The following is a 24614-nucleotide window of genomic DNA, read 5'->3' on the forward strand; positions in this document are numbered from 1 at the left end:
GGGGCCATCGTCGGAACGGGTGGTGGAAAGGGGACGGAGCGCCGCTCGAAGTGCCGCGCCGTTCCAGGCCCCCGCCTTCCGCAGGGCTCTGCGTCCACCGCGCTTCGCCGTCGTTCCAGCGCCCTTCGAGCGGCGCGCCGCACGGTGCGGGCATGACTTCCCCCGCCTCGTTGAACAGAGTTCTGCGTGCGTCCGCGCCGGACCGAGAGCCCGGGAGCGCGCGGTGACCGCGGCCCCGATCGTCATCGTCGGCGGCGGCCAGGCGGGCCTGCAGACGGCCGCCTCCCTGCGGGACCAGGGCTACAGCGGCCCTGTCACCCTGGTGTGCGGCGAGCCGGCCGCGCCGTACGAGCGGCCGCCGTTGTCCAAGCAGTTCCTGGCCGGGCAGTGCACGCTGGAGGACACCGCCCTGCGCGCGCCGGACTTTTACCCGGAGCAGGAGATCGACCTGCGGCTCGGCGACCCGGCGGTGCGGATCTACCGCTCGGACCGGACGGTGCTGCTCGAATCCGGGGCGCGTCTGCCCTACCAGCGCCTCGTTCTCGCGCTGGGCAGCCGGCCGCGACCGCTGCCCGTGCCGGGCGCGAACCACCCAGGCGTCCTCGCCCTGCGCACCCTCGCCGACGCGGAGGCGTTGCGCGCGCGGCTCTCGGACAGCCGCAGGGTCGTCGTCATCGGCGCCGGCTTCACCGGTCTGGAGGTCGCCGCGGCGGCCGCTTCGGCAGGGCTCGAGGTCACCGTCGTCGAGTCCTTCGACCGGGTGATCGCCCGCGCGGTCAGCCCGGCCGTCTCGGAGTACCTGACCGCCCTGCACACCGGCAACGGCGTTCGTATCCTTACCCGCCGCACAGTCGAGGCCGTCGAGGCCGGAACACCCGGCGGATACAAGGTCCGGCTGAGCGACGGCGAGTCGATTCCGGCCGACCTGGTCGTCGCGGCCGTCGGCGTACTGCCCGAGACGGCGCTCGCCGAACAGGCCGGGCTCGAGGTCGCCAACGGCATCGTGGTGGACCGGTATCTGTGCACTGCGGACCCGGCGATCTACGCGGTCGGCGACTGCGTCAGCTTCCCGACCCGGCACACCGCCGGGCTGGTGCGGCTCGAATCGGTGCAGAACGCGACCGATCAGGCGCAGCGCGCGGCCGCGAACCTCGCCGTCCCCGAAGCAGACCGCACGCCGTACGGCGAGCTGCCCTGGTTCTGGACGGATCAGTACCAGGACAAGGTGCAGATCGCCGGAATCACCGCGGGCCACGACCGGACCGAGACCGTCGGCGACCCGGCCGACGGCCAGTTCTCCGTGTACTGCTACCGCGGCGAGGAGCTGATCGGGGCCGAGTCGGTGAACACGCCGCTGGACCACGTCAGGGCCCGGCGAAAGCTGAAGAACGGCCCGGTGGCCGCCGAGTCGCAGCAGCCGGAGACGCGCCTGGCCGCCTGAACCGCCCGCGGCCGTGTGCGAGCCGCTCAGCATCCGATCATGCGGAGCGGATCGCACACGGCCGCGGTCGCGTGTGCGACATGCTAGCCGACGCCGTCCCACGGTGGGCCGCGGCCCTCGGCGGCAGGTCGACCCCGGCTCGAAGGGCGCCCAGCGTCGGCTCGGCCCGGACCCGAGGGTTTCTCCAGGTGTGGAGTTCATGGTCGGTGCCGTATATGCCCACTGCACAACCCGGAGGCCCAGGTGGAACAGAACGAGAAGATCAGGCGGGGCGCCGGAGCCGACGAGACGGAGTGGGCGGTGCGGGAGCGCGTCGACGCGCTCGAGGCGGGGTTCGGCCCGGTGGACGATCCGGATAATCCGCTCGGCCGCGAGGCGCTGCTGGCCGCGGACGAGCACTGGGAGGTGCTGGCCGAGGCGGAGCGGCTGCTGGCCGAGCGCGGCATCGGCGCGGAGCTGGTCCCGGTGGCCGACGGGGGGCGGCTCGACCGGCTCGACGCGCTCGGCCGGATCCTGCGGCCGATCTTCCGCCGCGATCCCTCGACCGGGTTCGGCCACGCGCTGGCCTGCCACATCGCGGCCGCACCGGTCTGGATCGCGGGCACGCCCGCTCAGCGGCGGCGCACCGCCGAGCTGCTGTCGGCGGGCGAGCGGGTGGCCGTCGTCCGGCGCGGCGAGACGCACGCCCACGACTTCGTGCGCGAAGAGTTCACCTTGGAGCAGGCCCCCGACGGACCAATACTGACCGGAGAGAAGTCGGCCATCGCCAACTCCGACCGGGCCGCCGCCCTCGTGGTGTTCGCCCGCATCGACGAGGCGCACCACGCCCACAGCCACTCGATGCTGCTGATCGAGCGTGAGGACCTCGGAGACCGGATCGAGGACCTGCCGCGCTACGCCACCGTCGGCATGCACGGTTGCTGGTTCGGCGGCCTCGCGGTGCTCGACGCGCCGGTGTCGCCGGACAGCCTCGTCGGTGCCGAGGGCGGGGCGATCGAGCTGTCGCTGCGCGCATCGCTGCTCATCCGGGGACCGGTCGCCTCAGCGCTGATCGCTTGCGGGGACACCGCGCTGCGCATCGCGATCCGGTGCGCGATCGACCACAGCCCCGCGCGTGCCTCTACTGGTGAAAGCCCTCGAATTCCTCAGCTCTCGCCGCACGACATCGGCGTGCTCTGCGGCGCGTTCCTGGACCTGCTCGTCGGGGACTGCCTCGCCCTCGCGGCGAGCCGGGCGGCGCACCTCATCCCGGACGGGATGAGCGCCTGCGCCGCCGCGGCGGCGTACATCGTGCCCAAACTGCTGGCGGACACCGCGGACGACCTGACGGTGATCCTCGGCGACGGGCAGTACATGAAGCAGGGTGCTTACGGCCTGTTCCAGAAGCAGTTGCGCGACATGTCCGTGCCCGGGCTCGGACATTCGGGCAGCGCCGGACGCCAGGCGACGATCATCCCGCAGCTGCCGCTGTTCGCGGACCGCTCCTGGTTCCACGGCGAGGAGCCGCCGGCCGGGCTGTTCCGCACCGACCGCGGCCTGCCGCCGCTGGACTTCGGCCGCCTGGCGGCGCTCGGCGAGTCCGACCCGCTGGCCGCGGCACTGCTCAGCTGCGCCCGGTTCATCGCGGCCGACGACTCGTGGGCGCGCGACCGGGAGCAGGCGGCGGCGCTGCACGACGCGGTGGACGAGATCGTCGGAGAGCTGGACCAGCTGCGCAAGGCGTGCGCCGAGCTGGCCGTGCAAGGGCGTACCGCGCTGGTGACTCCGCACAGTTACGCGCTGGCGGACCGCTACGCCTTCGTGTGCGCGGCGGCGGCGTGCCTCGGCGTGTGGCGTGAGCAGCAGGACGGCGGCGATCCGTTCCTGGCCGACGCCGCCTGGGCGATCGCCGCGCTGGTGCGGATCGGGCGGCTGCTCGGGCTTCCGGTGCGGCCCGGACCCAAGGACGGCGACCAGCGGATCGTCGCCGAAGTGTTCGAGCGCTACCACGAAGGGCGCAGTTACGACCTCTACCGGAGCGTTCTCGCGGCCTGACCGCCCGGCGCACGCGGGGCCCGCGGCCACGGACCCGGCCGGGAGGGGGTGCTGCCGCTTCGGAAGCGAAGTGGCAGGCTGGAGGAGTGACGTCGAACTCGCCCTCTTCCCCTTCCCCCGGGTCCGATACCTCGGGTCAGCCGCCGGACGAGATCCTCCGTCTGCTCGAACGGAATATCCGCGACTACGCGATCTTCATGCTCGACCCCGACGGGCACGTCATGACGTGGAACGCGGCGGCGGAGCGGATCAAGGGCTACTCCGCCGAGGAGATCATCGGCCAGCACTTCTCCACCTTCTATCTGCCCGAGGATCTCGCCGTCGGCAGGCCGGAGCACAACCTGCAGACCGCAGTGCGCGAGGGCCGGGTGGAGGACGAAGGCTGGCGGGTACGCCGGGACGGTTCCCGCTTTTGGGCGAATGTCGTGATCACCGCGTTGTATGACGAGCGGCGACAGCTGCGCGGGTTCGGCAAGGTCACCCGGGACATGACCGAACGCCGCCGGGCCGAGCAGGCGCTGCGCGAGAGCGAGGAGCGCTTCCGGCTCCTAGTGCAGGACGTCACCGACTACGCGATCTTCATGCTCGACGCGACCGGGCACGTGATCAGCTGGAACGCGGGGGCGGAGCGGATCAAGGGCTACTCGGCGCAGGAGATCACCGGCCGGCACTTCGCGGTGTTCTACCCTCGCGAGGACGTGGCCGCGGGCCGGCCGGAGCACAACCTGGAAACCGCGATGCGCGAGGGCCGGGTGGAGGACGAAGGCTGGCGGCTGCGCCAGGACGGTTCCCGCTTTTGGGCGAACGTCGTGATCACCGCGTTGTATGACGACCGGCGCCGGCTGCGCGGGTTCGGCAAGGTCACCCGGGACATGACCGAGCGCCGCGAAGCCGAGCGGAACCTGAGCGACCGGCGGCGGCTCCTGGCGCACCTGGTCAGGGCGCAGGAGGCGGAGCGGCGCCGGATCGCCTGGGACGTGCACGACGACTCCATCCAGGAGATGGCAGCCGTCGGGATGCGCTTGCAGTTGCTGGCCGAACAGCTTTCCGAGCCGCAGGCCGGACAGCTCGGGGAACTCGGCGACCGGGTCAACGACGCGGTCAACCGGTTGCGCAACCTGGTCACCCGGCTGCGGCCGCCCGGCATCGACCGCCAGTCGCTGGCCGCGGCGCTCAGCGACTACCTGGCCGAGACGGGGGCCGACTGGGGCGTGAAATCCACCGTGGAGAACAAGCTGGTGACCGAGCCGCCGCCAGAGTCCGCCGTGACCATCTTCCGTATCTGCCAGGAGGCGCTGACGAATGTGCGCAAGCACGCGCAGGCGAAAGCGGTCACCATCCGCCTAAGCCCTCAGGGCAGCGGCGTGCTCACGCAAGTCATCGACGACGGGATGGGGATCGAGGAGCCGAGCGATCTGCGCCCGGGGCCGGATCATTTCGGCGTGATCGAGATGCGCGAGCGGGCCGAGACGGTGGGCGGTTGGTGGACCATGGCGCGACGAGCCGAAGGCGGCACGGTCGTCGAATTCTGGATCCCGGCGCCCTCCGGCGAATCCCCCATCCGCGCGGGGGACTGGTGATGACCGCCGCCGCCCCGCCGCTCACCGTCCTGATCTGCGACGACGATGCCCGGATCCGCGAGGCGCTGCGGGACGTGATCAACGCGCAGCCGGATCTGACCGTCGTCGCGCTCGCGGCCGACGCCGACCAGGCCGTGGCCCTCGCCGCCCGGCAGCACCCGGACGTCGCGATCATCGACGTGCGGATGCCCGGCGGCGGCGCGGCGACCGCCCGCGAGGTCCGCGACCAGAGCCCGGACACCCGGATCCTGGCGTTCTCCGCCCATCACGACAACGGCGCGATCCGCGAGATGGAGCAGGCGGGAGCGCTGGACTACGTGGTGAAGGGCGCTCCGATCCGCGACATCGTCTCGGCCGTCCGCCGCGTCGGGTCCGCGGAGAGCCCGGACGATCCCGCGGATCAGTAGAGAATCACGAAATGGTGCGTCAGACCGCGCGACGAGCACACGCCGACGCCGACGCCGAGGACGGCAGCGGCGGCGCGCAACCAGCCGACTCCACATATCCCGCGCATTCGGCCCTTCGCGCGCGTACCGTGCACGATCTTGACGAGGCGTTGAGCAACTGCCGGGCGTGCCCGCGTCTGGTCGCATGGCGCGAACAGGTCGCCGCCGAGAAGCGGAAGTCGTTCCGCACATGGGATTACTGGGCCAGGCCCGTCCTCGGCTTCGGCCCGGCCGACGCGCCGCTGGCGATCGTGGGACTCGCCCCGGCCGCACACGGTGGCAACCGCACCGGCCGCGCGTTCACCGGCGACGCCTCGGGCGACACGCTCTATGCCGCGCTGCATGCGGTCGGTCTGGCCAACCAACCCTCAGCGACGCACCGGAACGACGGCCTGGAACTTCGCGGCGTGCGCATCACCATGCCCGTGCACTGCGCCCCGCCGGACAACCAGCCGACCATCGGCGAGCGCGACACCTGCCGACCCTGGCTGAGCCGCGAGCTGGACCTGCTGCGCCCGACACTGCGCGCCATCGTGGCGTTGGGCTCGTTCGCCTGGCAGTGCCTGCTGCCGTGCATCGCCGCCGCGCGGGATGGCCGGTGCCGCGCCCACGGCCGGTGTTCGGCCACGGCGTGCAGGTCACACTCACCGATCCGGTCACCGGACGCGAGCTGCACCTGCTCGGCAGCTACCACCCGAGCCAGCGCAACGTCTTCACCGGCATCCTCACCCCGGCCATGCTTGAAGACGTCCTCGGCCTCGCGGCCCAGATCGCCGGTCTGGACGTGCCGGGCTGAGCGTTCGCTCGCTCACTCCGCACCACCGTCACCGCACGGAAACCCGCCCGCGCGCATGCTTGCCGGGGAGCGTCTTTCTCCAGGACGAGCGGCAGCAGGAGGTGTACCCATGCGAGTGTTGGTCGTCGAGGACGACGAGGAGCTGGCCGAGGCGATCGGCACCGGGCTGCGCCGCGCGCAGATGGCGGTGGACGTGGTCTACGACGGAGACGCCGCGCTGGAACGCGCCGCCGGCGTCGACTACGACGTCGTCGTGCTGGACCGGGATCTGCCGCGGGTGCCGGGCGACGAGGTCTGCCGACGACTGGTGGCAGCCGGCGGTCGCGTCAGGGTCCTCATGCTGACCGCGGCAGCGTCGGTCGACGATCGGGTCGACGGTCTCGGCCTCGGCGCGGACGACTACCTCGGCAAGCCGTTCGCCTTCACCGAGCTGGTCGCCCGCCTTCGGGCGCTGGGCCGACGCGCCCAGCCGGCGCTGCCTCCGGTGCTCGAGGCCGGCGGCCTGACCCTCGACACCGCCCGGAGGCTCGCCTGGCGCGACGGCCGCCGACTCGACCTGAGCCCGAAGGAGCTCGCCGTGCTCGAATTGCTGCTGGCCGCGCGCGGCCGCGTGGTCTCCGCCGAGGAACTGCTCGAGCGGGTCTGGGACGAGGCGGCCGACCCGTTCAGCACCTCGGTGAAGGTGACCGTGAGCCGCCTGCGCACCAAGCTCGGCGAGCCGCCCGTCATCGAGACCGTGCCGCGCGCCGGGTACCGGGTCTGACGATGATTTCCCGGCCGACCCTGCCGCGCCGCACCGTCCGCCTGCGGCTGACCGCGCTCTACGGCGTCCTCGTCCTCGCCTCGGGCGCCCTGATGCTCGCGCTGACCTACGCCCTGGCCGCGAACTGGCTGCCGTGGCCCGGATTGCACGATTTCGGCTGGCATCCGGCGGGCATCGATCGCGCTTTGAGCGCGCCGCCGGGTGGGAACCCCGGACCGGGAGGGCCGTTCGGCGGCCGCGCGCGCGACGTGGTCGCTCTCGTCGAGGCCCAGCTCACCTCGCAGCGGACCGCCGACCTGCACCAGCTTCTGCTGGAGCTCGGCCTCGCGCTCGCCGCGCTGGCCGTGGCCTCGGTGGCGCTCGGCTGGTGGGCCGCCGGGCGGGTGCTGCGGCCGCTGCGGGCGATGACCGATTCGGCCCGCCGCATCTCGGAGGACAACCTCGGCGCCCGTCTGGCGTTCGCCGGGCCGCACGATGAGCTCAAGGACTTAGCGGATACCCTCGACGGCCTGTTCGCCCGAATCGAGGCGGCATTCGAGGCGCAGCGCCGCTTCGTTGCCAACGCCTCGCACGAGCTGCGTACGCCGCTCGCCCGCGCCCGCACCCTGCTCGAGGTGGCCTTGGACGACCCGGACGCCACAGTCGACTCGCTCAAGGCGGTCGGCCGGCGGGTCCTGGCCAGCGGGGAACAGCAAGAACGGCTGATCGACGCGCTGCTGGTGCTCGCCCGCAGCCAGCGCGGCCTGGACCGGCGCACCCCGTTCGACCTGGCGCAGCTTGCGGACGAGACGACCCGGCTCGCGCCGGACGGCCTGCGGCTCGAACGCGACCTGAGCCCGGCGCCCACCGCTGGCGATCCTCGGCTGGTCCGGCGGCTCGTGGCGAACCTCGTGGACAACGCGGTACGGCACAACGTGCCGGGCGGCTGGCTGGCCGTGCGCACGGGGATCCGGGACGGCCGCGCGGTGCTGCAGGTTGAGAACAGCGGACTGATCGTCGACCCGCGCGACGTGCCGACCCTGTTCGAACCCTTCCGTCGGGCCGGGGAGCCGCGCGTCGGCCGTCCGGACGGGCATGGGGTCGGGCTGTCGATCGTCGCGGCGGTCGCCGCCGCCCACGGTGCGCAGCTGAGCGCAGTCCCCCTGCCCGACGGGGGACTGCGGATCGCTGTCAGCTTCCCGCTCGCCGCGTCACCGCCCCCCGCCGCGATTCCGCAACGGGCGGCGGCATCGGAGCCAGATCCGTCAGATCAGTCAGGTCAGCGAGCCTGAGTACGCGGCGCCTGAGGCCGAGGCCGACGGCGCCGGAGCGGGCGAGGTCGAGGAGCAGGTCCCGTGCCCCCGCCCGGGACCCCCGAATCCGAATCCGCCATGGTTCGGTGCCATCCCCTGCGGCGGCGCGGGTGCGTTGCTCGGCGCCCCCGAGGGCGCGGACTGCGGCTTGCCGCCGAAGGGACCGAACGGGCGGCCGAAACCGAACCCGAAGCCGAATCCCGGTCCGGTCGCAGTCCCGGTCAGGTCGTTCTCCTCCACGCGCGTCGCGCTGATCGTGCCGTTCGAATCCACCGTCCCCGAGGCGGAGACGGGCTGGCCGACCTTGAGCGCGCTGACCGCGATCTTGACCGCCGTGGACACCTTCGCAGAAGACGGAGCGGTCACCGACACGTGCGAACCGTCGCTCGCGACGACCGTGAACCCGGTCGCCGTCCGGTTCGCGACCGTGCCGAGCGCGAATCCGTGGCTGGCCCAGATCGACGAGCCGGAGGGCGGATTCGTGAGGTTCTGGGTGAGAGCGGTACCCACCGCGATGGTCGAGGCCGTGAGCGTGTCGTTCGCGAACGAGCCGGCCACCGCGACCTGGTCGCCGTTGGCCACATCGCTGAGGCTGCCCGCCGCGATCCGCACAACCTGCGTGGACGACGTGGTGGTCACGGTGCGGGTCGTGGTGTCGCGAGCCTGCACGGTGAGCGTGGATCCGTTGTCGGACTTGAGCGTTCCCGCCACGCCGCGCATGGAGATGGTGCCGCACATGGGACCCGGTCCGGAGCCGTTGCCGGACTCGATCTGTCCGGCGGGCACGCCAGCTGCTGCCCCGGTCGGCGCCGCGTTTTGACCGTCTGCGGCGATGGCGATGCCGTAGCCTCCGGCGCCTAAAGCCACCGCGATCCCCGCGGCGACCGCGGCTTTACGTCCGAACCTCCATCGCGGCTTTTCGCCCCAAAGTGCGCCCTCACCGTCGAATGTACCGACCAGCTCCTCGTCCGAGCTGAAACCCTCCCCGGCAGGTCCCTCTGTCATTGCAGCCTCCTCCGCCTCGACCGGTAGCAGCCTTCCGAAGCCTGTTCTACCGAACTGGCGGTTGCGCCATAGTTACAGGCGTCACCCGGCCGCAACGGCGAAGTTCACCCCGGGGCTAGGGAGGGTTCGCTCTCAAGCTCCTGCAACCGCCGCGGCCGCGTGCCACCGTCCTTGACGACCCGTCTCGCCGTATCCCCGCCCCGCCCGCTGCCGGCCCCAGGGAACGAGGTCCTCATGTCAGCACCCACGCCGTCGCCAGATCCGTCCGAACACTCCGGGACGCCGCTCAGCCGCCGCCGGCTGCTCGGCAACGCCGGAAAGGCGCTCGCCGCCGGAGTAGTCGCACCCGCCGTCGTCGGGGGAAGCGCCGCCGCCGCCCACGCTGCGCCCGCTCGCCCCGCCGTGCCCGCGAACTCCGCGTCGATGGTCCCGCCGGGCGACCACTCAGCGGCGCTGCGCGCGCTTGGCCGAAGCGCGCTGCGTTTCCCCGGCACCCTGCCGCATCCAGCCGTACCTGCCGGGACGGACATGCTGCCGGGCATCGACCACATCGTCATCCTGATGCTGGAGAACCACTCCTTCGACAACTTCATCGGCATGCTCGGGCGCGGCGACGGATTCACCCTGGGCGCGGACGGCATGCCGACCGCCACCAATCCGTATCCGGACGGACGGATCCAGCACGCCTTCCGCATGCCGACCACCTGCCAGCTGCCGAGCACCCCCAGCCAGGAGTGGGCGGCGGCGCACAACTCCTACGACGGCGGGGCCAACGACGGGTTCGTGCGCACCACGATCACCCCCTACACCACGCAGATCGTCGGCGGCGTCGCGATGGGCTACTGGACCGGCGACGACCTTCCGTTCACCTACAGCCTCGCCTCAACCTTCCCGATCGCCGACCGGTGGTTCTCCTCGGTGATGGGCCAGACGGACCCGAACCGCCGCTACCTGATCGCGGCCACTTCGGCGGGCATGACCGACGACATCGGCAGCCCGGCCGGGGATCTGGGCCTGATCGTCCCGGCTGCCGGCACGATCTTCAACCTGCTGGACGCGTACGGGATCAGCTGGGAGAACTACGTCGCGAGCTATCCGACCGGCGCCACCCCGGACCTGTTCCCGATCAACGACGTGATCCCGGAAGCCTTCCACAACAAGCCGTTCGCCCAGTTCTTCACCGACGTCGCGGCCGGCGATCTGCCCGCGGTCACCTTGCTGGACCCGGATTACAACAGCCAGTCGCAGGAGAACCCGCAGAACATCGTGGTCGGCGAGGCGCTGCTGGCCGAGGTGGTGCAGGCGATCGGGACCTCGCCGCTGTGGCCGAAGACCCTGTTCGTCCTCGTATACGACGAGCACGGCGGCTACTACGACCACGTCCCGCCGCCGGCCGCGATCCCGCCGGACCTGATCCCGCCCGTCGTCCAGCTCGGCGAGTCGCTGTACGACGGCTTCGCGCGCTACGGCTTCCGGGTACCCGCCGTCGTGGTGTCGCCGTACGCGAAGCGCGATCACGTCAGCCACCTGCTCTACGACCACACTTCGGTGCTGGCGATGATCGAGCACAAGTGGAACCTGCCCGCGCTGACCTTCCGTGACGCCAACGCGAACGACCTGACCGACTTCCTGGACCTGGCGGCGCTCGCGGCGCACAGCCCGACCTTCCCGCAACTGCCGCCGCTCGCCGCGCCCGGCAACACCCCGGCCGCCCTGGCCTGCTCGGTCAACGGCCCCGGCACGATTCCGCCCCCGGGCTCCATCACCGGCTGAGCCGGATGCACTTCGGCGCCGACGGCCCGTCCGCACGCGCTGCCGCCTGCGGCTTGCCCGGCGTTCGCCGGAACTGAGTCCCGCCCGCCCACCCTCCGCTCCGCGGCCGAAACGCGGCGCCGGCTCCTCGCTGCGCTGCGGGGCCGGGCGCCGCTGCGGCCTGTAGTCCGATCGCGCTGGCCGGTGCGGTCCCAGCCATCGGAGGCAATGGCGACAACGAGTACGGAGACCTAGCCAAGACCGCTCAAACTGGCGGTGTCGCGACGCTCGCCCTATGCTTGAATCAAGTAGAGTGATCATGATTCAGGGGTGACTATGGCGACAACTGACGTCGGCGCGCGGATTGATCGCGCCCGCGAAGCTGCGGGGATCAGCCAGCGCAACCTGGCGGACACCACCGGCATCTCACAGTCCACCCTGTCGCGGATCATTTCCGGGGATCGGGAGGCGAAGCTGCCTGAGCTGGTGGAAATCGCAGGGGCAACGGGGCATACCCTTGCCGAGCTGACTGGGACCGGGACAGTGGCCGACCGAGTGCAGTGCGCGACGCGATCAACCAACGGCTCCGGTATGGCGGGCATGCGGGCGGCCCTTCTGCACTTCCTCGAACTTGATGACTACCTGGACGACCAGGCCATCCCTGCCACCATCTGACGCGGGTTGGAACAGCATGAGTCCAGAATCCGACGGCCGCGCCAGAGCCCGCCAGTTCCGCGATACGCACCACCTGGGCGTACAGCCTTTGGGTGATCTTGTAGCGGTTATCGAGCAGTCGGCCGAAGTCGATGTGGCGATACTCGACGCAGATCCGGATGAACACGGCATGGCCATGCGGGATCCGGCGCGCGGCGCTGTATTCATCGGAGTCGCGCGCAGTGTCAATCCGATGCGACAGCGCAGCACGCTTGCCCACGAGCTTGGCCACGTCCTGTTCGAGGACTGGACGGACAGCGCTACGGATAACTGGAGCGAGCGAGACTCGGAAGAGGTCCGAGCCGACGCTTTTGCTCGATACCTGCTCATCCCCATCGAAGGCCTACAAGAGTTCCTAGGGGCCAAAGAGACCGTTGTCCAAGCAGACTTGTCCGCGGTCGTTCAGCGGTTCCTCGTGTCGCCTGCTATTGCCGCCATCGCGCTTCATGAAGCCGGATACATTGACCAGCCCACCAAAGCAGAGTGGATGTCTCTGTACACGCCGCACCTGGCTGCGCGGTTCGGGTGGAGCGACCAGTATCGCGTACTGCAGGCCGATTCCGATCAGCGAAGGGCACCGCAACGACTGCTTGCGCGCGCAATCAGGGGCTATGCAGAAGGGGTACTACCTGCGCAGGCTATCGCTACTCTGCGCGGAATCCCCGTGGAGGATGCCGAGGCTGACCTGCGCGCGGCGAGGATCGCGCCTCCCGAGCACCCAGTAATGTGGGCCGACTATACTGAACTGCCTGAAGTTAACGTGGACGTCGTGGCACTCGAAGCCGACCTCAGCGCACCGGATGATGAGGCTGACAGCGCCGCGGCCGAGAGAGACGCGCGATGAGCCACCGGCCGATCATTGACGCCGGACCCGGCCTGAACTTTCTGTCCATCAACCAAGAACGCCTCCTCATTCATGTCTTGGGAGAACTCAGTGTCCCGGAGACAGTCGAGAAGGAGGTCTTGCGCAAGTCTGAGGAGCAAGACCGATTCCGCCCGGCCGCAGGGTCTGGCGGAAGCTGACTCCAAGATGGATGGAGATCCTCCCAGACAACCCGACGCCTGAGCTCGCAGCTGTTGTACAACGGGTTACTCGATTGCCCATGGAACAACGGCTGAAGGACTCCAAGAACCTGGGTGAGCTCATGGTCATCGCGCATGCGGTTGTCATAGCCGAGTCGGGAGAGGCGGTGAGAATCCTCATTGACGACGGCGATGACGCAAAGCTCGCCATGTCCGAGATCCGCCGACTCAAGCGGTTGAGGGCGGGCGGTCGTCATGTGGCAGACATCACCCTCGTGAACACGCGAACTGTGCTGATGAGAGCGGCGGGCACGGAATACATCCCAAACAGGGAAACTATGCGTCGCATCTATCAGCAGATGCGTTGTCTTGACGACGGTTTACCTGCGATCGGGCAGGCTGAACTCCTATCCGCTGATCTCTGGCGAAACACCTGACGACGGCACTGGCCAGCGTGACTGGACCATGAACCTAGCGGCGCCCGGCCCCGCAGCGCAGCGAGGAGCCGGCGCCGCGTTTCGGCCGCGGAGCGGAGGGTGGGCGGGCGGGACTCAGTTCCGGCGAACGCCGGGCAAGCCGCAGGCGGTAGCGCAGCGCGAGTGTGCGGGCGGACGGCCGAGTGCCAGCGAGGCCGGGAGCAAGTGCGTGAACAACCGCAGCCTCAAGCCAGCACCCGGTCGACGACATGGCGTTACAGGCGACGAGCGGTCTTACCATGGTCTGCGGAGGGTTTGATGGTGCTCGGCCGACCGCTCGAGAGTCTACGCAAACGGGTCGCGCGCGAGGTGAGCGACGCGATCCGCGGGCCCGCGGTGCGCTTCGACGCCTACCGCGAGCCTGGCGGAGATCCCGGCGTGCTCGGCCCGGACAGCGTCGCCTGGCGCGTGCACGCGGACCTGCCGGGGATGCTGGTCGGCGGATTCGCCGCGCTGCTGCTGCAAACGCTGCATCCGCAGGCCATGGCCGCAGTCGATCAGCACTCTGCGTTTCGCGAGGACCCGTTCGGCCGCCTGCACCGCACCAGCGCGTTCGTCGCCATGTCAACCTTCGGCTCGACCCCGGCATTCGAAGCAGCAGCCGACCGGGTCATCCGCATCCACGAGACGGTCAAGGGAACAGGCCCGGACGGCGTGCCGTACGAGGCGTCGGACCCGGCGCTGCTGACCTGGGTCCACGTCGCGGAGGTCTCCTGCTTCGCCGCCGCCTACCAGCAGTACGTGACCCCTCTCGCAAGTGACGACCTGGACCGCTACTTCGCGGAGACGTCGGTCATCGCGGAGCGGCTCGGGGCACGAGCGGTCCCGAAGAGCGCCGCCGAGATCGAGGCCTACTTCGCGCAGGCAAGGCCGCAGCTGAGAGCCACCGCGCCCGCCTTCGAAGCGCTGCGGTTCCTGCGCCGCTTCGGAGCGAACCTCCCGCAGCGGATCACGGTACGCATCCTGATGAACGGCGCCGTCGGAGTGCTCCCCGAATGGGCCAGTGCCGATCTGCGCCTCGACCGGCCACGCGCGGTCCGCACGCTGATCGACCGCCCACTGATGCGAGTCGTCGCCTGGATCCTGCGCTGGGCGTGCGAACCCTCGCCCGTCGTGGTCGCGTCCCTGGAGCGGATCTCGAACCGACCTACCGCAGCCGCCTGACAGCCGCGCGTCACCGCGCTGCTCCAGCACGCTCGAAGAACGCGCGCGCACCGCCCCGCCGCAGCGGCCTGACAGCCCTGATAGCTGCCCGTGACCTCGTTGCTCCGACCCGTCACTGATCTTGTAAGGTGCTGAGGACCCTTGACGGGATCAACCGGTTTGGAAATCCTGCCGGTGTGACAACGATGTCTTGGGCTTTCCGCGCGCAGGTCCACCGGTCCGTCCGGCCTACCAGGCGGTCCGCTTCGCTCCTTCTCGTGGCCGCGATGGCCATCAGCCTGTCGACAGCCGGTCCGGTCCAGGCGGCCACCGCCGCCCCAGCGGCCGTCTCCGATCCGGCCGCCCTCGTCGATCCGTTCGTCGGCACCGGCAGCGGGGGCGCGGTCGTCGGCCAGGTGGACACCTTCCCAGGCGCGGATCTGCCGTTCGGCATGATCCAGTGGAGCCCCGACACGACATCGCGGCCGGACGGCGGCGGCTACAACTACGACGACTCCGCGATCACCGGCTTCAGCCTGACCCACCTGTCCGGCCCCGGCTGCGCCGTCGCCGGAGACTTCCCCATCCTGCCGCTCACCGGTGCGGTGCCGGCGAATCCCGACTCCGCGTCGGCGTCCTTCAACCACTCCTCGGAAACCGCGCATCCGGGCTCTTATGCCGTCACCGCGGGCGGGGTGAGCACGCAACTCGCCGTGACCGCACGCACCGGCGTCGCCCAATTCACCTACCCGGCGACCAGCCAGGCGCAGCTGCTCGTGAAAGTCGCCGACAGCGCCAACGGCGGTTCCTCGGCCACATTCCAGACGATCGGCAACCAGGAGATCACCGGCGCCGTCACCAGCGGGCACTTCTGCGGACAACCGGACAGCTACACCGTGTACTTCGCCGCCCGATTCAACCGTCCGTTCACCGCTTCGGGCACCTGGGGCGGCACCAGCGCCGCACAGTTGGCGCGGAACCCCGGTGCCACCTCGGTGACCGAGAACGGCAAGCAGAATCCGCAAGCGAAGCGATACGGCAACGGCCACGCCGCTGCGACGAACGCGTCCGGGGCGGGCCAGCAGGGCTCGGGCGTCGTGGCAGGAGGCTGGCTCACCTTCGACACCACGCAGAACGCCAACGTCGGCATGCAGGTCGCCGTCTCATACGTGAGCACGCAGGGCGCACTCGGCAACCTGGCCGCCGAAGCGCATTCGTGGAGCGTCAGCTCGGTCGCCGCGAAGGCCGCTGACGCCTGGAACCACCAGCTGCGCACGATCGGTATCCACGGCGGCAGCGCCACCGCGCAAGCCGAGTTCTACACCGCGCTGTACCACGCCTCGCTCGAGCCCAGCCTGTTCAACGACGCGAACGGGCAGTACGTGGGCTTCGACGAGAAGGTGCACAGCGTGCAGCCCGGCCACTCCCAATACGCCAACTATTCGGGCTGGGACATCTACCGCTCCCAAGTGCCGCTGCTGGCCACAATCGATCCGTCCATCGCCGCGGACATGGCAACTTCACTGCTCAACGACGCCGCGCAGGGCGGCGCGCTGCCCAAGTGGCCGGTCGCCAACGGCGAGTCCGGAGTGATGAACGGCGACGCCGCGGACCCGATTCTCGCCGACACCTACGCATTCGGCGCCAAGGGCTTCAACGCCTCGTCGGCGCTCGCCGATATGGTCAGCGGTGCGAACGGCACGTCGGGCGTCGTCCAGGGCTGGTACGTCGAGCGCCCGAACGCGGCCGCCTACATCGCCGACGGCTACGTGCCGAACGTCGCCTCGGATTCGATCAGCCCGGTGCCCAACGGCGCCTCGGAGACGCTGGAATACGCCCTCGACGACTTCTCGATCTCGCGCCTGGCCCAGGACCTGCATCAGTCCTCGACCGCCTCGACGTTCACCCAGCGGTCGCAGAACTGGGCGAACGTCTTCGACACCGCCGTCGGCTACGTCGAGCCGCGCGACGCTCAAGGAGCCTTCCCGTCCGGACCGCCCGTGCCGGTGGCCACCGGCTTCGGCCAGGACGGATTTCAGGAGGGCAACGCCGCCCAGTACTCGTGGATGGTCCCGCAGAACCTCAGCGGTTTGATCCAGGGCATGGGCGGCGACCAGGCCGTCTCATCCCGGCTGGACACCTTCTTCACCCAGCTCAACGCCGGCCCGGACCAGCCGTATCAGTGGCAGGGCAACGAGCCAGCGCTGGACACCCCGTGGGTGTACGACAGCGTCGGACAGCCGTGGAAGACGCAGGCCGTGGTCCAGCAGGTCCTCACCCAGCTCTACTCGCTGACGCCCGGCGGCGAGCCCGGCAACGACGACCTCGGCGCCATGAGCTCGTGGTACGTCTGGGCCGCGCTCGGCCTCTATCCGCAGACACCGGGCGTCCCGATGCTCGTGCTCGGCACCCCGCAGTTCCCGCACGCGGAAATCCACGGCGCGTTCGGCGACCTGACCGTGAACGCGCAGGGCGCGGGCGACACTTACGTCGGTGCTCTCAAGGTCGACGGCCGCTCGACCAACAACACCTGGATCGATCCGAGCCGCGCCCACGAACTCGACTTCGCCCTCTCGCAGACCCCGAACACCGCATGGGGCTCCGCTCCCGGCGATGCTCCGCCCTCGTTCGGCGCCGGACCGGTCACGTTCCCGCCGAGCACGCGCGCCGCGCTGGCGGTGACCCCCGGCCAGGTGCGGCTGGCGCCCGGCACCAGCACGACCGTGACCGTCACGGCCGACAACACCCTGGGCACCAGCCCGGCCTCCGTGGCATGGCAGGCGACGACCCCGCAGGGCCTGACCACGGCTCCGGCAGGCTCCACGCTCAGCGCGCCGGCCGGCGGCACCGCGCAGACGACCGTGACGATCACCGCCGCGGCGGGCACCGCCACTGGCTACTACCAAGCCGCGTTCACCGCGCACGCCGCGAACGGCGCCGTCATCCCGTCCGTCTCGCTGCTGGTGACGGTCGCCCAGCCCGGCCAGAGCATCCCGACCGCCTACGTTTCGAATTACAGCGACAACACGGTCACGCCGGTGGACACACGCACGCACAACGCCGGGCCGCCGGTCCCGGTCGGCAGCGGGCCTGACGGCATGATCGTGACCGGCGGGAAACTGTTCATCGCCAACAACAACAGCAACAACGTGACCGTCGTCGACACCACGACGAACTCCGTGATCGCGACCATCCCGGTCGGCTCCGTCGCGGCAGACGTGGCCGGCACTCCCGACGGCAAGACGGTCTGGGTGACCAACTTCGGCGACGGCACGGTGCAGCCGATCGACGTCGCGACGCTCACCACGGGGCCGACGATCGCCGTCGGCAGCCAGCCCGAGCGGCTGGCGGTCAGCCCCGACGGCGCCGACCTCTGGGTCGCCAACCAAGGCGACGGCACGGTCAGCGAGATCGACCTGGCCACCCGTGCGGTCACCCGCACGATCACGGTCGGCGCCGCGCCGTTCGGCGTCGCGGTCACCCCGGACAGCAGCCGGGTGTTCATCACCAACGGCGGCTCGTCCTCGGTCTCGGTCATCGACTCGGCGACCGGCGCGGTCACCGCGACGGTGCCCACCGGCGCGGGTCCGCAATACGTCCAGATCTCTCCGGACGGCACGACGGCCTATGTCGCGGACTTCGGTGCGGGCGGCGTGACGCCGATCTCGACCGCGACGACCACCGCCGGTGCTTTCATCCCGACCGGCTCCGGCGCCTACGCCGTCGGCTTCAGCCCGGACGGAACGATCGCCTGGGTGGTGAACACCAACGCCAACAACGTCACGCCGGTCACGGTCGCGACCGGTGCGCCGGGCGCCTCGGTGCAAGTCGGCAACGTGCCCGACGGCGTGACAGTCATTCAGTAATAGGCACTGGGTAATGGGCGCTGCGTAACAGCCACCGGCTCGCTCACGAAACGCCGATCGGCTGCACGAAAGTCAGCTTGTGCAGCCAATCGGCGCCGCGCACCCGGGGAGCGCTCTCCACTGGTGCTTTGGCTAGACTGCACGTCACAGGGTCGAAGATGCAATCGGGCGATACTCGGACCTTGCGCGAAGAGTTCTTGGCCGACCCCTAACTAGGCCCTTGACAAGCCAACCGTCCCGGCGCGACTATTCCGGTGAGTGGAGAGCGCTCTCCGCTCGGAACGTTGTTCCTCGTGGGGGTGGGACCCGCCGTCCGCCCCCACGAGAGCAGCCTCGTGAAGGTCGTCCCTTGAGGCGCCCCTCTCCTCGCCGAATCCGGCGTTCGCCGCTGCGCCTCTACCAGCGCCTTAACCCTCACCGGCGGCTCTGACGCCACGGATCGGGCGCTCATCTCCACCTCGCACTCAATCGCTTGCGTGTGTTCTGCGCCTCTCTCCGTACCAAAAATCGGGGAGCGCTCTCCAATCGTGCTATAAAGCCATCATGAGCGATCTCCTCCAGCCGTCTCCCACGTTGGAGGACGTGGCCAGGGCCGCGGGCCTGTCCCGCTCCACCGTCTCGCGCGTCATCAACGGCACCCGCAACTTCGACCCGGCGGTCCGCGAGGCGGTCCAGCGGGCCATCGCCGCCACGGGCTACGTCCCCAACCTCGCCGCCCGCTCGCTGGTCGGCAGCCGCACCGGCACTGTCGCGCTCGTGGTGTCCGGCGCGGGCGACCCGCCCGACGGGGACGAGAACGCCCACCAGCGCGAGGTCTTCGCCGACCCCTTCTTCGGCCGGGTCGCCAACGGCGTGACCCGCTTCCTGCGCCCGCGAGGCGTGCACCCCGTCCTGATCTCCGCCGAGACCGACGAGGACCATCGCCACGTCCTGGCCTACCTGAAGCGCGGCAACGCCGACGGCGCGATCCTGGTCTCGACGCACGCCGACGACCCGCTTCCGGCCCTCTTCCCGGGCACCGGTCTGCACGCCGTCCTGTTCGCCCGCCCCGCCCGGCCGCTACCCATCAGCTACGTGGACATCGCACACCAGGAGGGGGCGGCTCTCGCGGCAGAGCACTTGCTCGCCCGCGGCTGCCGACGGGTCGCGACGATCTGCGGTCCCCTCGACGTGCCGGCCGCCCAGGACCGCCTCGCCGGATTCCGCACGGCGATGGCCAGGCACGGCTATCCGTACATCCCGCACGTCGAGGGGATATTCACGCTGGAGAGCGGCGAGACGGCCACCGGGCGGCTACTCGACGAGTACCCCGAGGTGGACGGGATCTTCGCGGCCAACGACCTGATGGCGCAGGGGGCGCTGCTCACCCTGCGGGACCGGGGCCGCCGGGTGCCCGAGGACGTCGCCGTCGTCGGCTTCGACGACAGCAGCGCGGCGGTCGCGTGCCGGCCGATGCTGACCACGGTCCGCCAGCCGGTCGAGGACATGGCGGCCGAGATGACCCGGATGCTGCTCGACCACATCGAGAAGCCCAACCAGCCGATCGGCTCGCGCATATTCGACCCCGTGCTGATCGTGCGCCAGTCCGCTTGAGCGGCTTACATCACGTGTAGAGACGGGCGGCTGAGCGGGTGCCGTCGGCGCGGTGACGGGAACCGCGCCGACGGCACCCTTATTCGGCGTAGGTCAGCGAATGACAGGCGCGCACGGTTTGGGTGCGGTCCGCGCCGGAGCGTTGTATGCCTGTGCACTGACGTACGCGTGCTGAGTGGCCGTCGCGTCCGATGGCCACGAAATGGGGATTTCGCGGGACTCACCGGGCAGCAGCCAGAAGTAGTTGGCCCCGTACCGCGCGGGCGTCAGGCGCGACCCGTCAGGATCATGCAGCCCTAGGCGCACCATCGCGGCGATCGTGCTTCCCTCATTCGCGACGGTCGCGACGAGCCGGCCGCAGTCGACCGCGCGAACCGAGAGGCCGAGCTGCGTGGCGGCGAGCATGTCCAGCCCGGACGAATTCGGCCGCCGCGGGCTCTGGAGCGCCGAATAGCGCCAATACGCGTTCTCTGACAACAGCACGCCGTCGCCGTCGCGCAGTTCAAGCCGCACCACCTGGAACGGCGGCGCGGAAGGCCAGGAGATGGCGAACGCGGGCGCCGCAGACGACGGTGTGATGTCCACACCCTGCTGCTCGACGTGGCTGAGCTGCCGGCCGCCGGGATCGTAGACCTTCGCGGTGATGGTCGCGTCGATGAGCTTGTCCGTCGTGTGGTTGGCCGCCAGCACCTGCCACGTGGTCGGATTCACTTGGACGTGCAGCGCTTCGCAGCCCTTGCGCGAGCCGAAATACGCGCCGTCGTGGTCGTCCTCGAGGCCGTAGTCATCGGCCTGCCAGGCGGGGTCGTACATCCACTGCAGAGCCGAGGTGTCCTGCCAGAAGATCGCGTTCCAGACCTCGAACATCGCGCGGGCGCTTTCGTAGTCGGCGAACCGCGCCCTGGCGATGTCTCGCGCGCCGGCGGACGTTTCGACGCCCGGCAGCGGAGACACCGCGACGCACGGATGAACGCGGGCGCGGCGCCTTACCCGCTCATCCGCGAGCAGCGTGGTGCCCGTGGAGATGAAGTCGCGACGGGCGGACGCACCCATGCGGAGGTCCTTCCCTGGTCGGGATGACAACGTTGTCAACGGCATCCTGTGAGGGCGGCCGGGCGCTGTCAAGCCCTTCGGCGCACAGCGTTCCGCGACTGTGATCCTGTCGGCGGCGAGTCGTACGATCGATTCCATGACGGCGAGTGCCGTGCACGGCGACGGCGTGGGCGAACTCGGGCTCGAGCAGCTCGAGGAGCACCGCCGCGATCTTACCGGCCACTGCTACCGCATGCTCGGCTCGTTCTTCGAGGCGGAGGACGCGGTCCAGGAGACCATGATCCGGGCCTGGCGGGCGCAGGCGGACTTCGAGGGCCGCTCCTCGATGCGCACCTGGCTGCACCGGGTCGCCACCAACGTGTGCCTGGACATGCTGCGCGGACGCAAGCGGCGCGCGCTGCCCATGGGCCTCGTGCCGTCGTCCACCGCGGACATCACGGACCTCGGTCCGATGCTGCCCGAGGAAACCTGGGTGATGCCGGTCCCGGACGACCGGGTGATCGGCGACCACGCCGACCCCGCGCAGGTGGCGGCGCAGCGCGAGAGCATCCGCCTGGCGTTCGTCGCCGCCCTCCAATACCTGCCCGCCCGCCAGCGCGCGGTCCTGCTGCTGCGCGAGGTCCTGGGCTGGTCGGCCGCGGAAGTGGCCGACCTGCTCGGCTCCACCTCGGCGTCGGTGAACAGCGCCCTGCAGCGGGCGCGGGCCACTCTCGCTACGCGCGACCCGGGCGGCGCGCTTCGCCCTGACGACGCGGCGCGCCCCGACGACGAGGTCCGCCGCGAGCTGCTGGCCGAGTTCGTCTCCGCCTTCGAGAGCTACGACATCGAGCGATTCACCACCCTCCTGCACGACGACGCGGTCCAGGCGATGCCGCCCCTCGCGCTCTGGATCCAAGGCGCCCGCGAGATCGGCCGGTGGATGCTGGGCCCGGGCATCGAGTGCCGCGGTTCCCGCCTGGTGCCGATCGCGGTCAACGGCACCCTCGCGTTCGGCCACTACCGGCCGGATGGAAACGGCGGCCACAAGCCCTTCTCGATCCAGATCCCCTGGGTCGAGGGCGAGCGCATCAAGCAGATTCACACGTACCTGTATCCCGAGCTCTTCCCGGCGTTCGGGCTGCCGGAAAAGCTATAGCCCGACACCGATGAATTCCGGGAGACCGCTTCGTCCAAGTGGGTGAGAGCGAGAGCCGCAGCGGCTTCGCTAACCCTGGAGGTCGAGATGAGTCTTCCGCAGGTCGTCTCCCGCGAGCAGTGGCTCGTGGCCCGCAAGCAGTTCCTGGCCAGGGAGAAGGAGCTGACCCGGGCGCGCGACGCGCTCAACGCCGACCGCCGCCGGCTGCCGATGGTCGAGATCGAGAAGGCGTACGTGTTCGAGGGGCCGGGCGGGAAGGTCACCCTGGCCGACCTGTTCGACGGCTGCCGCCAGTTGGTGGTCCAGCACGTGATGTTCGACCCGGCGTGGGACGCCGCCTGCAAGGGCTGCACCGCCAGCATCGACGAGCTGTCCGAGGGCCTGCTGACCCACCTGCGGTCGCGGGACACCAACTTCGTCCTGATCTCCCGTACACCGCTGGCGAAGATCGAGGACTACCGCGCCCTTCGCCGCTGGCCGTACCGCTGGTACTCCTCCTACGGCAGCGACTTCAACTACGACTTCCACGTCAGCCTGGACCAGTCCGTCGCACCGGTGGAGTACAACTACCGCGGCGCGGAGGAGCTCAAGCAGGCCGGGATGGACTGGCTCCTCGAGGGCCCCAGCGAGCAGCCGGGCGTGAGCTGCTTCCTGACCGACGAGGGGCGCATCTTCCACACCTACTCGACTTTCGCGCGCGGCTCCGAGCAGCTCGGCGGCTCGTACGGCGTGCTGGACATGACCGCCCTCGGCCGCCAGGAAGCGTGGGAGGAGCCCAAGGGCCGCGTGGAGAAGCCGCACGGCGCGGACCCGACCTTCACGGACTAGGCCGCACGAGGGGCACTGTTCTGATGGGCGCAAGTTCGATGGGCGCTGGTTGGACGGGCGCGGCGGTGGTGTGGGTGCTCGTCGCCGCCTTGGCGACGGTCGCCGCGATCGCCGGGCGTCGCCTGTTCCTGGCGCTGCGTGGCGGCCCGTGGGCCCGCCCGGCGGTCCATCTGACGATGGCGCTCGGCATGGTCCTGATGGCGGTGCCCCGGGGGACGGTCGTGCCGGATTCCGTCCTGCGGGCCGGATTCGGCGCGCTGGGTGTGGTCCTGGCCGTGGGAAGTTTCGCGCTCGCGCGCGGAAGGCACGGGCTGCACCACGCGGCCATGTGCGGTGTCATGGTCCTGATGGCGGCTCCGGCACGGGGCGGAGCCACCGCGGCCATGGCACCGGGCATGGTCATGCCGCCGTCACCGAGCGGGGCCGGTGGCGGCGGTGCGTCGACTCTGATGCTCGCGGCGTTCGGCTACGCGTGCGCGCTCACTCTCGCGTTCGCCTGGCGGATGCCGCGCCGCACGCCGGACCCGCTCGGGCATGCGTGCGAAGTCACGATGCTGACCAGCACAGTGGTGATGCTGCTGCCCATGCTTTAACCGCTTTAACCGAGCGAACGAACCGGTGAACAACATATTGCCAATCGCGCCGACGACTGGCGCGGCGGCCGCCGCTCGGGTGATGCTTCCCTGGTGACCACCGAGAACGGCGACGCCCCGCACTCCCACCCCCTGCTCCTCGGTTCGCTCGGCGAGTTCGTCGATCCGTCAGCCCTGGCCGACCTGCGCGTGGACGACAGCGACGACGACGATCCGGTGCTCTACTACAGCGACGGGCGGCCGGTCGACACCTGGCGCGAGGACTACCCGTACGACGAACGGCTCCCACGCGCCGAGTACGACCAGCACAAGCGGCTGCTCCAGATCGAGCTGCTGAAGCTGCAGAACTGGATCAAGGAGTCCGGCGAACGGCTCGTCGTGCTGTTCGAGGGGCGCGACGCCGCGGGCAAGGGTGGCACGATCAAGCGGTTCACCGAGCACCTGAATCCGCGCGGCGCGCGCGTGGTGGCGCTGGAGAAGCCCTCCGAGCGCGAGCGGACCCAGTGGTACTTCCAGCGCTACACCGCGTACCTGCCCGCGGCCGGCGAGATCGTGCTGTTCGACCGGTCCTGGTACAACCGCGCCGGCGTCGAGCGGGTGATGGGCTTCTGCGACCCGGCCGAGTACCTGGAGTTCATGCGCCAGGCCCCCGAGTTCGAGCGGATGCTGGTGCGCGACGGGATCCGGCTGGTGAAGTTCTGGTTCTCGGTCTCCCGCGCCGAGCAGCGCACCCGCTTCGTGATCCGCCAGGTGGACCCGGTGCGGCAGTGGAAGCTGAGCCCGATGGACCTGGCGTCGCTGGACAAGTGGGACGACTACACCGAGGCGAAGGAGGCGATGTTCTTCTACACGGACACCGCCGACGCGCCGTGGACCGTGGTCAAGAGCAACGACAAGAAGCGCGCCCGGCTCGAGGCGATGCGGCACGTGCTGTCCCTCTTCGACTACCCGAACAAGGACGCCGGGATCGCCGCGCCGCCGGACCCGCTCATCGTCGGTTCGGCCGCGCTGCTCTCCGAGCCACACGTGGACGCGCAGCGGATCCTGCCGCGGCTGACGAAGCACGCAGAACACTGATCCG

Annotated in this window: 18 protein-coding genes and 3 pseudogenes; 19 read left to right on the forward strand and 2 right to left on the reverse strand. The window is 70.2% G+C overall.

Translation table 11 applies throughout. The features are described from left to right. Window positions 1-223 precede the first annotated feature (223 nt). The 8 genes and pseudogenes from VGZ32_RS21920 to VGZ32_RS21955 all read left to right on the forward strand — a co-directional run bounded on the left by VGZ32_RS21920 (window position 224) and on the right by VGZ32_RS21955 (window position 8331). Window positions 224-1441, forward strand: coding sequence for an NAD(P)/FAD-dependent oxidoreductase (locus tag VGZ32_RS21920; RefSeq protein WP_326888024.1), 1218 nt, complete (start codon window positions 224-226; stop codon window positions 1439-1441). Between the two features lie 243 nt (window positions 1442-1684). Next, a complete protein-coding gene (locus VGZ32_RS21925; RefSeq protein ID WP_326888025.1) occupies window positions 1685-3475 on the forward strand; it encodes a hypothetical protein in 1791 nt (596 codons plus the stop codon). Between the two features lie 86 nt (window positions 3476-3561). Then, window positions 3562-4398: pseudogene (locus VGZ32_RS29120) on the forward strand (PAS domain-containing protein); the annotation flags it as partial. Between the two features lie 42 nt (window positions 4399-4440). Then, window positions 4441-5055: pseudogene (locus VGZ32_RS29125) on the forward strand (sensor histidine kinase); the annotation flags it as partial. Further along, entirely contained in the window at window positions 5055-5462 is a 408-nt protein-coding gene (locus VGZ32_RS21935; protein ID WP_326888027.1) for a response regulator transcription factor, read from the forward strand. The pseudogene VGZ32_RS29125 and the gene VGZ32_RS21935, both read left to right, overlap by 1 nt. Window positions 5463-5473: 11 nt before the next feature. Beyond that, window positions 5474-6297 (forward strand): annotated as a pseudogene (locus VGZ32_RS21940) (uracil-DNA glycosylase). Window positions 6298-6406: 109 nt separating this feature from the next. Next, a complete protein-coding gene (locus tag VGZ32_RS21950; protein ID WP_326888051.1) occupies window positions 6407-7060 on the forward strand; it encodes a response regulator transcription factor in 654 nt (217 codons plus the stop codon). 2 nt (window positions 7061-7062) lie between these two features. Continuing rightward, entirely contained in the window at window positions 7063-8331 is a 1269-nt protein-coding gene (locus VGZ32_RS21955; RefSeq protein WP_326888028.1) for a sensor histidine kinase, read from the forward strand. On the opposite strand, the gene VGZ32_RS21960 is transcribed toward VGZ32_RS21955, so the two are convergent. Next, entirely contained in the window at window positions 8314-9357 is a 1044-nt protein-coding gene (locus tag VGZ32_RS21960; RefSeq protein ID WP_326888029.1) for a DUF5666 domain-containing protein, read from the reverse strand. The two genes, VGZ32_RS21955 and VGZ32_RS21960, sit on opposite strands and share 18 nt — an antisense overlap. A gap of 234 nt (window positions 9358-9591) precedes the next feature. On the opposite strand from VGZ32_RS21960, the gene VGZ32_RS21965 reads away from it, so the two are divergent. The 7 genes from VGZ32_RS21965 to VGZ32_RS21995 all read left to right on the forward strand — a co-directional run bounded on the left by VGZ32_RS21965 (window position 9592) and on the right by VGZ32_RS21995 (window position 19924). Continuing rightward, the gene (locus tag VGZ32_RS21965) at window positions 9592-11130 is read left to right on the forward strand and encodes an alkaline phosphatase family protein (RefSeq protein WP_326888030.1); all 1539 of its coding nucleotides are present in this window, start codon (window positions 9592-9594) and stop codon (window positions 11128-11130) included. 315 nt (window positions 11131-11445) lie between these two features. Next, entirely contained in the window at window positions 11446-11784 is a 339-nt protein-coding gene (locus VGZ32_RS21970; RefSeq protein WP_326888031.1) for a helix-turn-helix transcriptional regulator, read from the forward strand. 16 nt (window positions 11785-11800) lie between these two features. Continuing rightward, complete coding sequence (locus VGZ32_RS21975) at window positions 11801-12667, forward strand: ImmA/IrrE family metallo-endopeptidase (RefSeq protein WP_326888032.1); 867 nt, start codon at window positions 11801-11803, stop codon at window positions 12665-12667. Window positions 12668-12926: 259 nt separating this feature from the next. Beyond that, complete coding sequence (locus VGZ32_RS21980) at window positions 12927-13283, forward strand: hypothetical protein (protein WP_326888033.1); 357 nt, start codon at window positions 12927-12929, stop codon at window positions 13281-13283. 297 nt (window positions 13284-13580) lie between these two features. Beyond that, window positions 13581-14486: an oxygenase MpaB family protein gene (locus VGZ32_RS21985; protein ID WP_326888034.1), complete on the forward strand. Its 906-nt coding sequence runs from the start codon at window positions 13581-13583 to the stop codon at window positions 14484-14486. 266 nt (window positions 14487-14752) lie between these two features. Further along, window positions 14753-18331: a GH92 family glycosyl hydrolase gene (locus tag VGZ32_RS21990; RefSeq protein WP_326888035.1), complete on the forward strand. Its 3579-nt coding sequence runs from the start codon at window positions 14753-14755 to the stop codon at window positions 18329-18331. 543 nt (window positions 18332-18874) lie between these two features. Then, window positions 18875-19924 carry a LacI family DNA-binding transcriptional regulator gene (locus VGZ32_RS21995; protein ID WP_326888036.1) on the forward strand — a complete coding sequence of 350 codons (1050 nt, stop codon included), beginning with the start codon at window positions 18875-18877 and terminating at the stop codon, window positions 19922-19924. Window positions 19925-20017: 93 nt separating this feature from the next. Here the strand turns inward: VGZ32_RS21995 and VGZ32_RS22000 are convergent, their stop codons facing one another. Then, window positions 20018-20977 (reverse strand): hypothetical protein, encoded by a 960-nt coding sequence (locus VGZ32_RS22000; RefSeq protein WP_326888037.1) that lies wholly within the window; start codon window positions 20975-20977, stop codon window positions 20018-20020. Between the two features lie 136 nt (window positions 20978-21113). Between VGZ32_RS22000 and VGZ32_RS22005 the strand changes: the two genes are divergently transcribed. From VGZ32_RS22005 to ppk2, 4 genes are all read left to right on the forward strand, one after another. Next, the gene (locus tag VGZ32_RS22005) at window positions 21114-22112 is read left to right on the forward strand and encodes a sigma-70 family RNA polymerase sigma factor (RefSeq protein WP_326888038.1); all 999 of its coding nucleotides are present in this window, start codon (window positions 21114-21116) and stop codon (window positions 22110-22112) included. Window positions 22113-22199: 87 nt separating this feature from the next. Continuing rightward, complete coding sequence (locus VGZ32_RS22010) at window positions 22200-22940, forward strand: DUF899 domain-containing protein (protein ID WP_326888039.1); 741 nt, start codon at window positions 22200-22202, stop codon at window positions 22938-22940. 23 nt (window positions 22941-22963) lie between these two features. Continuing rightward, window positions 22964-23533 carry a DUF5134 domain-containing protein gene (locus VGZ32_RS22015; protein WP_326888040.1) on the forward strand — a complete coding sequence of 190 codons (570 nt, stop codon included), beginning with the start codon at window positions 22964-22966 and terminating at the stop codon, window positions 23531-23533. 132 nt (window positions 23534-23665) lie between these two features. Further along, entirely contained in the window at window positions 23666-24610 is a 945-nt protein-coding gene (gene ppk2 / locus VGZ32_RS22020) for a polyphosphate kinase 2 (protein WP_349263709.1), read from the forward strand. Window positions 24611-24614 lie beyond the last annotated feature (4 nt).

The organism is Actinocrinis sp. (genome assembly GCF_035938995.1).
In the GTDB taxonomy this organism is placed as follows: domain Bacteria; phylum Actinomycetota; class Actinomycetes; order Streptomycetales; family Catenulisporaceae; genus DASZGI01.

What these genes read in the sequence shown, in the direction of transcription:
- VGZ32_RS21995 (WP_326888036.1), top strand. Translation starts at nt 18,875, where the DNA reads ATGAGCGATCTCCTCCAGCCGTCTCCCACGTTGGAGGACGTGGCCAGG.
- VGZ32_RS22000 (WP_326888037.1), bottom strand. Translation starts at nt 20,977, where the DNA reads ATGGGTGCGTCCGCCCGTCGCGACTTCATCTCCACGGGCACCACGCTG.
- VGZ32_RS21950 (WP_326888051.1), top strand. Translation starts at nt 6,407, where the DNA reads ATGCGAGTGTTGGTCGTCGAGGACGACGAGGAGCTGGCCGAGGCGATC.
- VGZ32_RS21935 (WP_326888027.1), top strand. Translation starts at nt 5,055, where the DNA reads ATGACCGCCGCCGCCCCGCCGCTCACCGTCCTGATCTGCGACGACGAT.
- VGZ32_RS21965 (WP_326888030.1), top strand. Translation starts at nt 9,592, where the DNA reads ATGTCAGCACCCACGCCGTCGCCAGATCCGTCCGAACACTCCGGGACG.
- VGZ32_RS21975 (WP_326888032.1), top strand. Translation starts at nt 11,801, where the DNA reads ATGAGTCCAGAATCCGACGGCCGCGCCAGAGCCCGCCAGTTCCGCGAT.
- VGZ32_RS22005 (WP_326888038.1), top strand. Translation starts at nt 21,114, where the DNA reads ATGACGGCGAGTGCCGTGCACGGCGACGGCGTGGGCGAACTCGGGCTC.
- VGZ32_RS21960 (WP_326888029.1), bottom strand. Translation starts at nt 9,357, where the DNA reads ATGACAGAGGGACCTGCCGGGGAGGGTTTCAGCTCGGACGAGGAGCTG.
- VGZ32_RS21970 (WP_326888031.1), top strand. Translation starts at nt 11,446, where the DNA reads ATGGCGACAACTGACGTCGGCGCGCGGATTGATCGCGCCCGCGAAGCT.
- VGZ32_RS21955 (WP_326888028.1), top strand. Translation starts at nt 7,063, where the DNA reads ATGATTTCCCGGCCGACCCTGCCGCGCCGCACCGTCCGCCTGCGGCTG.
- VGZ32_RS21980 (WP_326888033.1), top strand. Translation starts at nt 12,927, where the DNA reads ATGGAACAACGGCTGAAGGACTCCAAGAACCTGGGTGAGCTCATGGTC.
- VGZ32_RS21990 (WP_326888035.1), top strand. Translation starts at nt 14,753, where the DNA reads ATGGCCATCAGCCTGTCGACAGCCGGTCCGGTCCAGGCGGCCACCGCC.
- VGZ32_RS22015 (WP_326888040.1), top strand. Translation starts at nt 22,964, where the DNA reads ATGGGCGCAAGTTCGATGGGCGCTGGTTGGACGGGCGCGGCGGTGGTG.
- VGZ32_RS21985 (WP_326888034.1), top strand. Translation starts at nt 13,581, where the DNA reads ATGGTGCTCGGCCGACCGCTCGAGAGTCTACGCAAACGGGTCGCGCGC.
- VGZ32_RS22010 (WP_326888039.1), top strand. Translation starts at nt 22,200, where the DNA reads ATGAGTCTTCCGCAGGTCGTCTCCCGCGAGCAGTGGCTCGTGGCCCGC.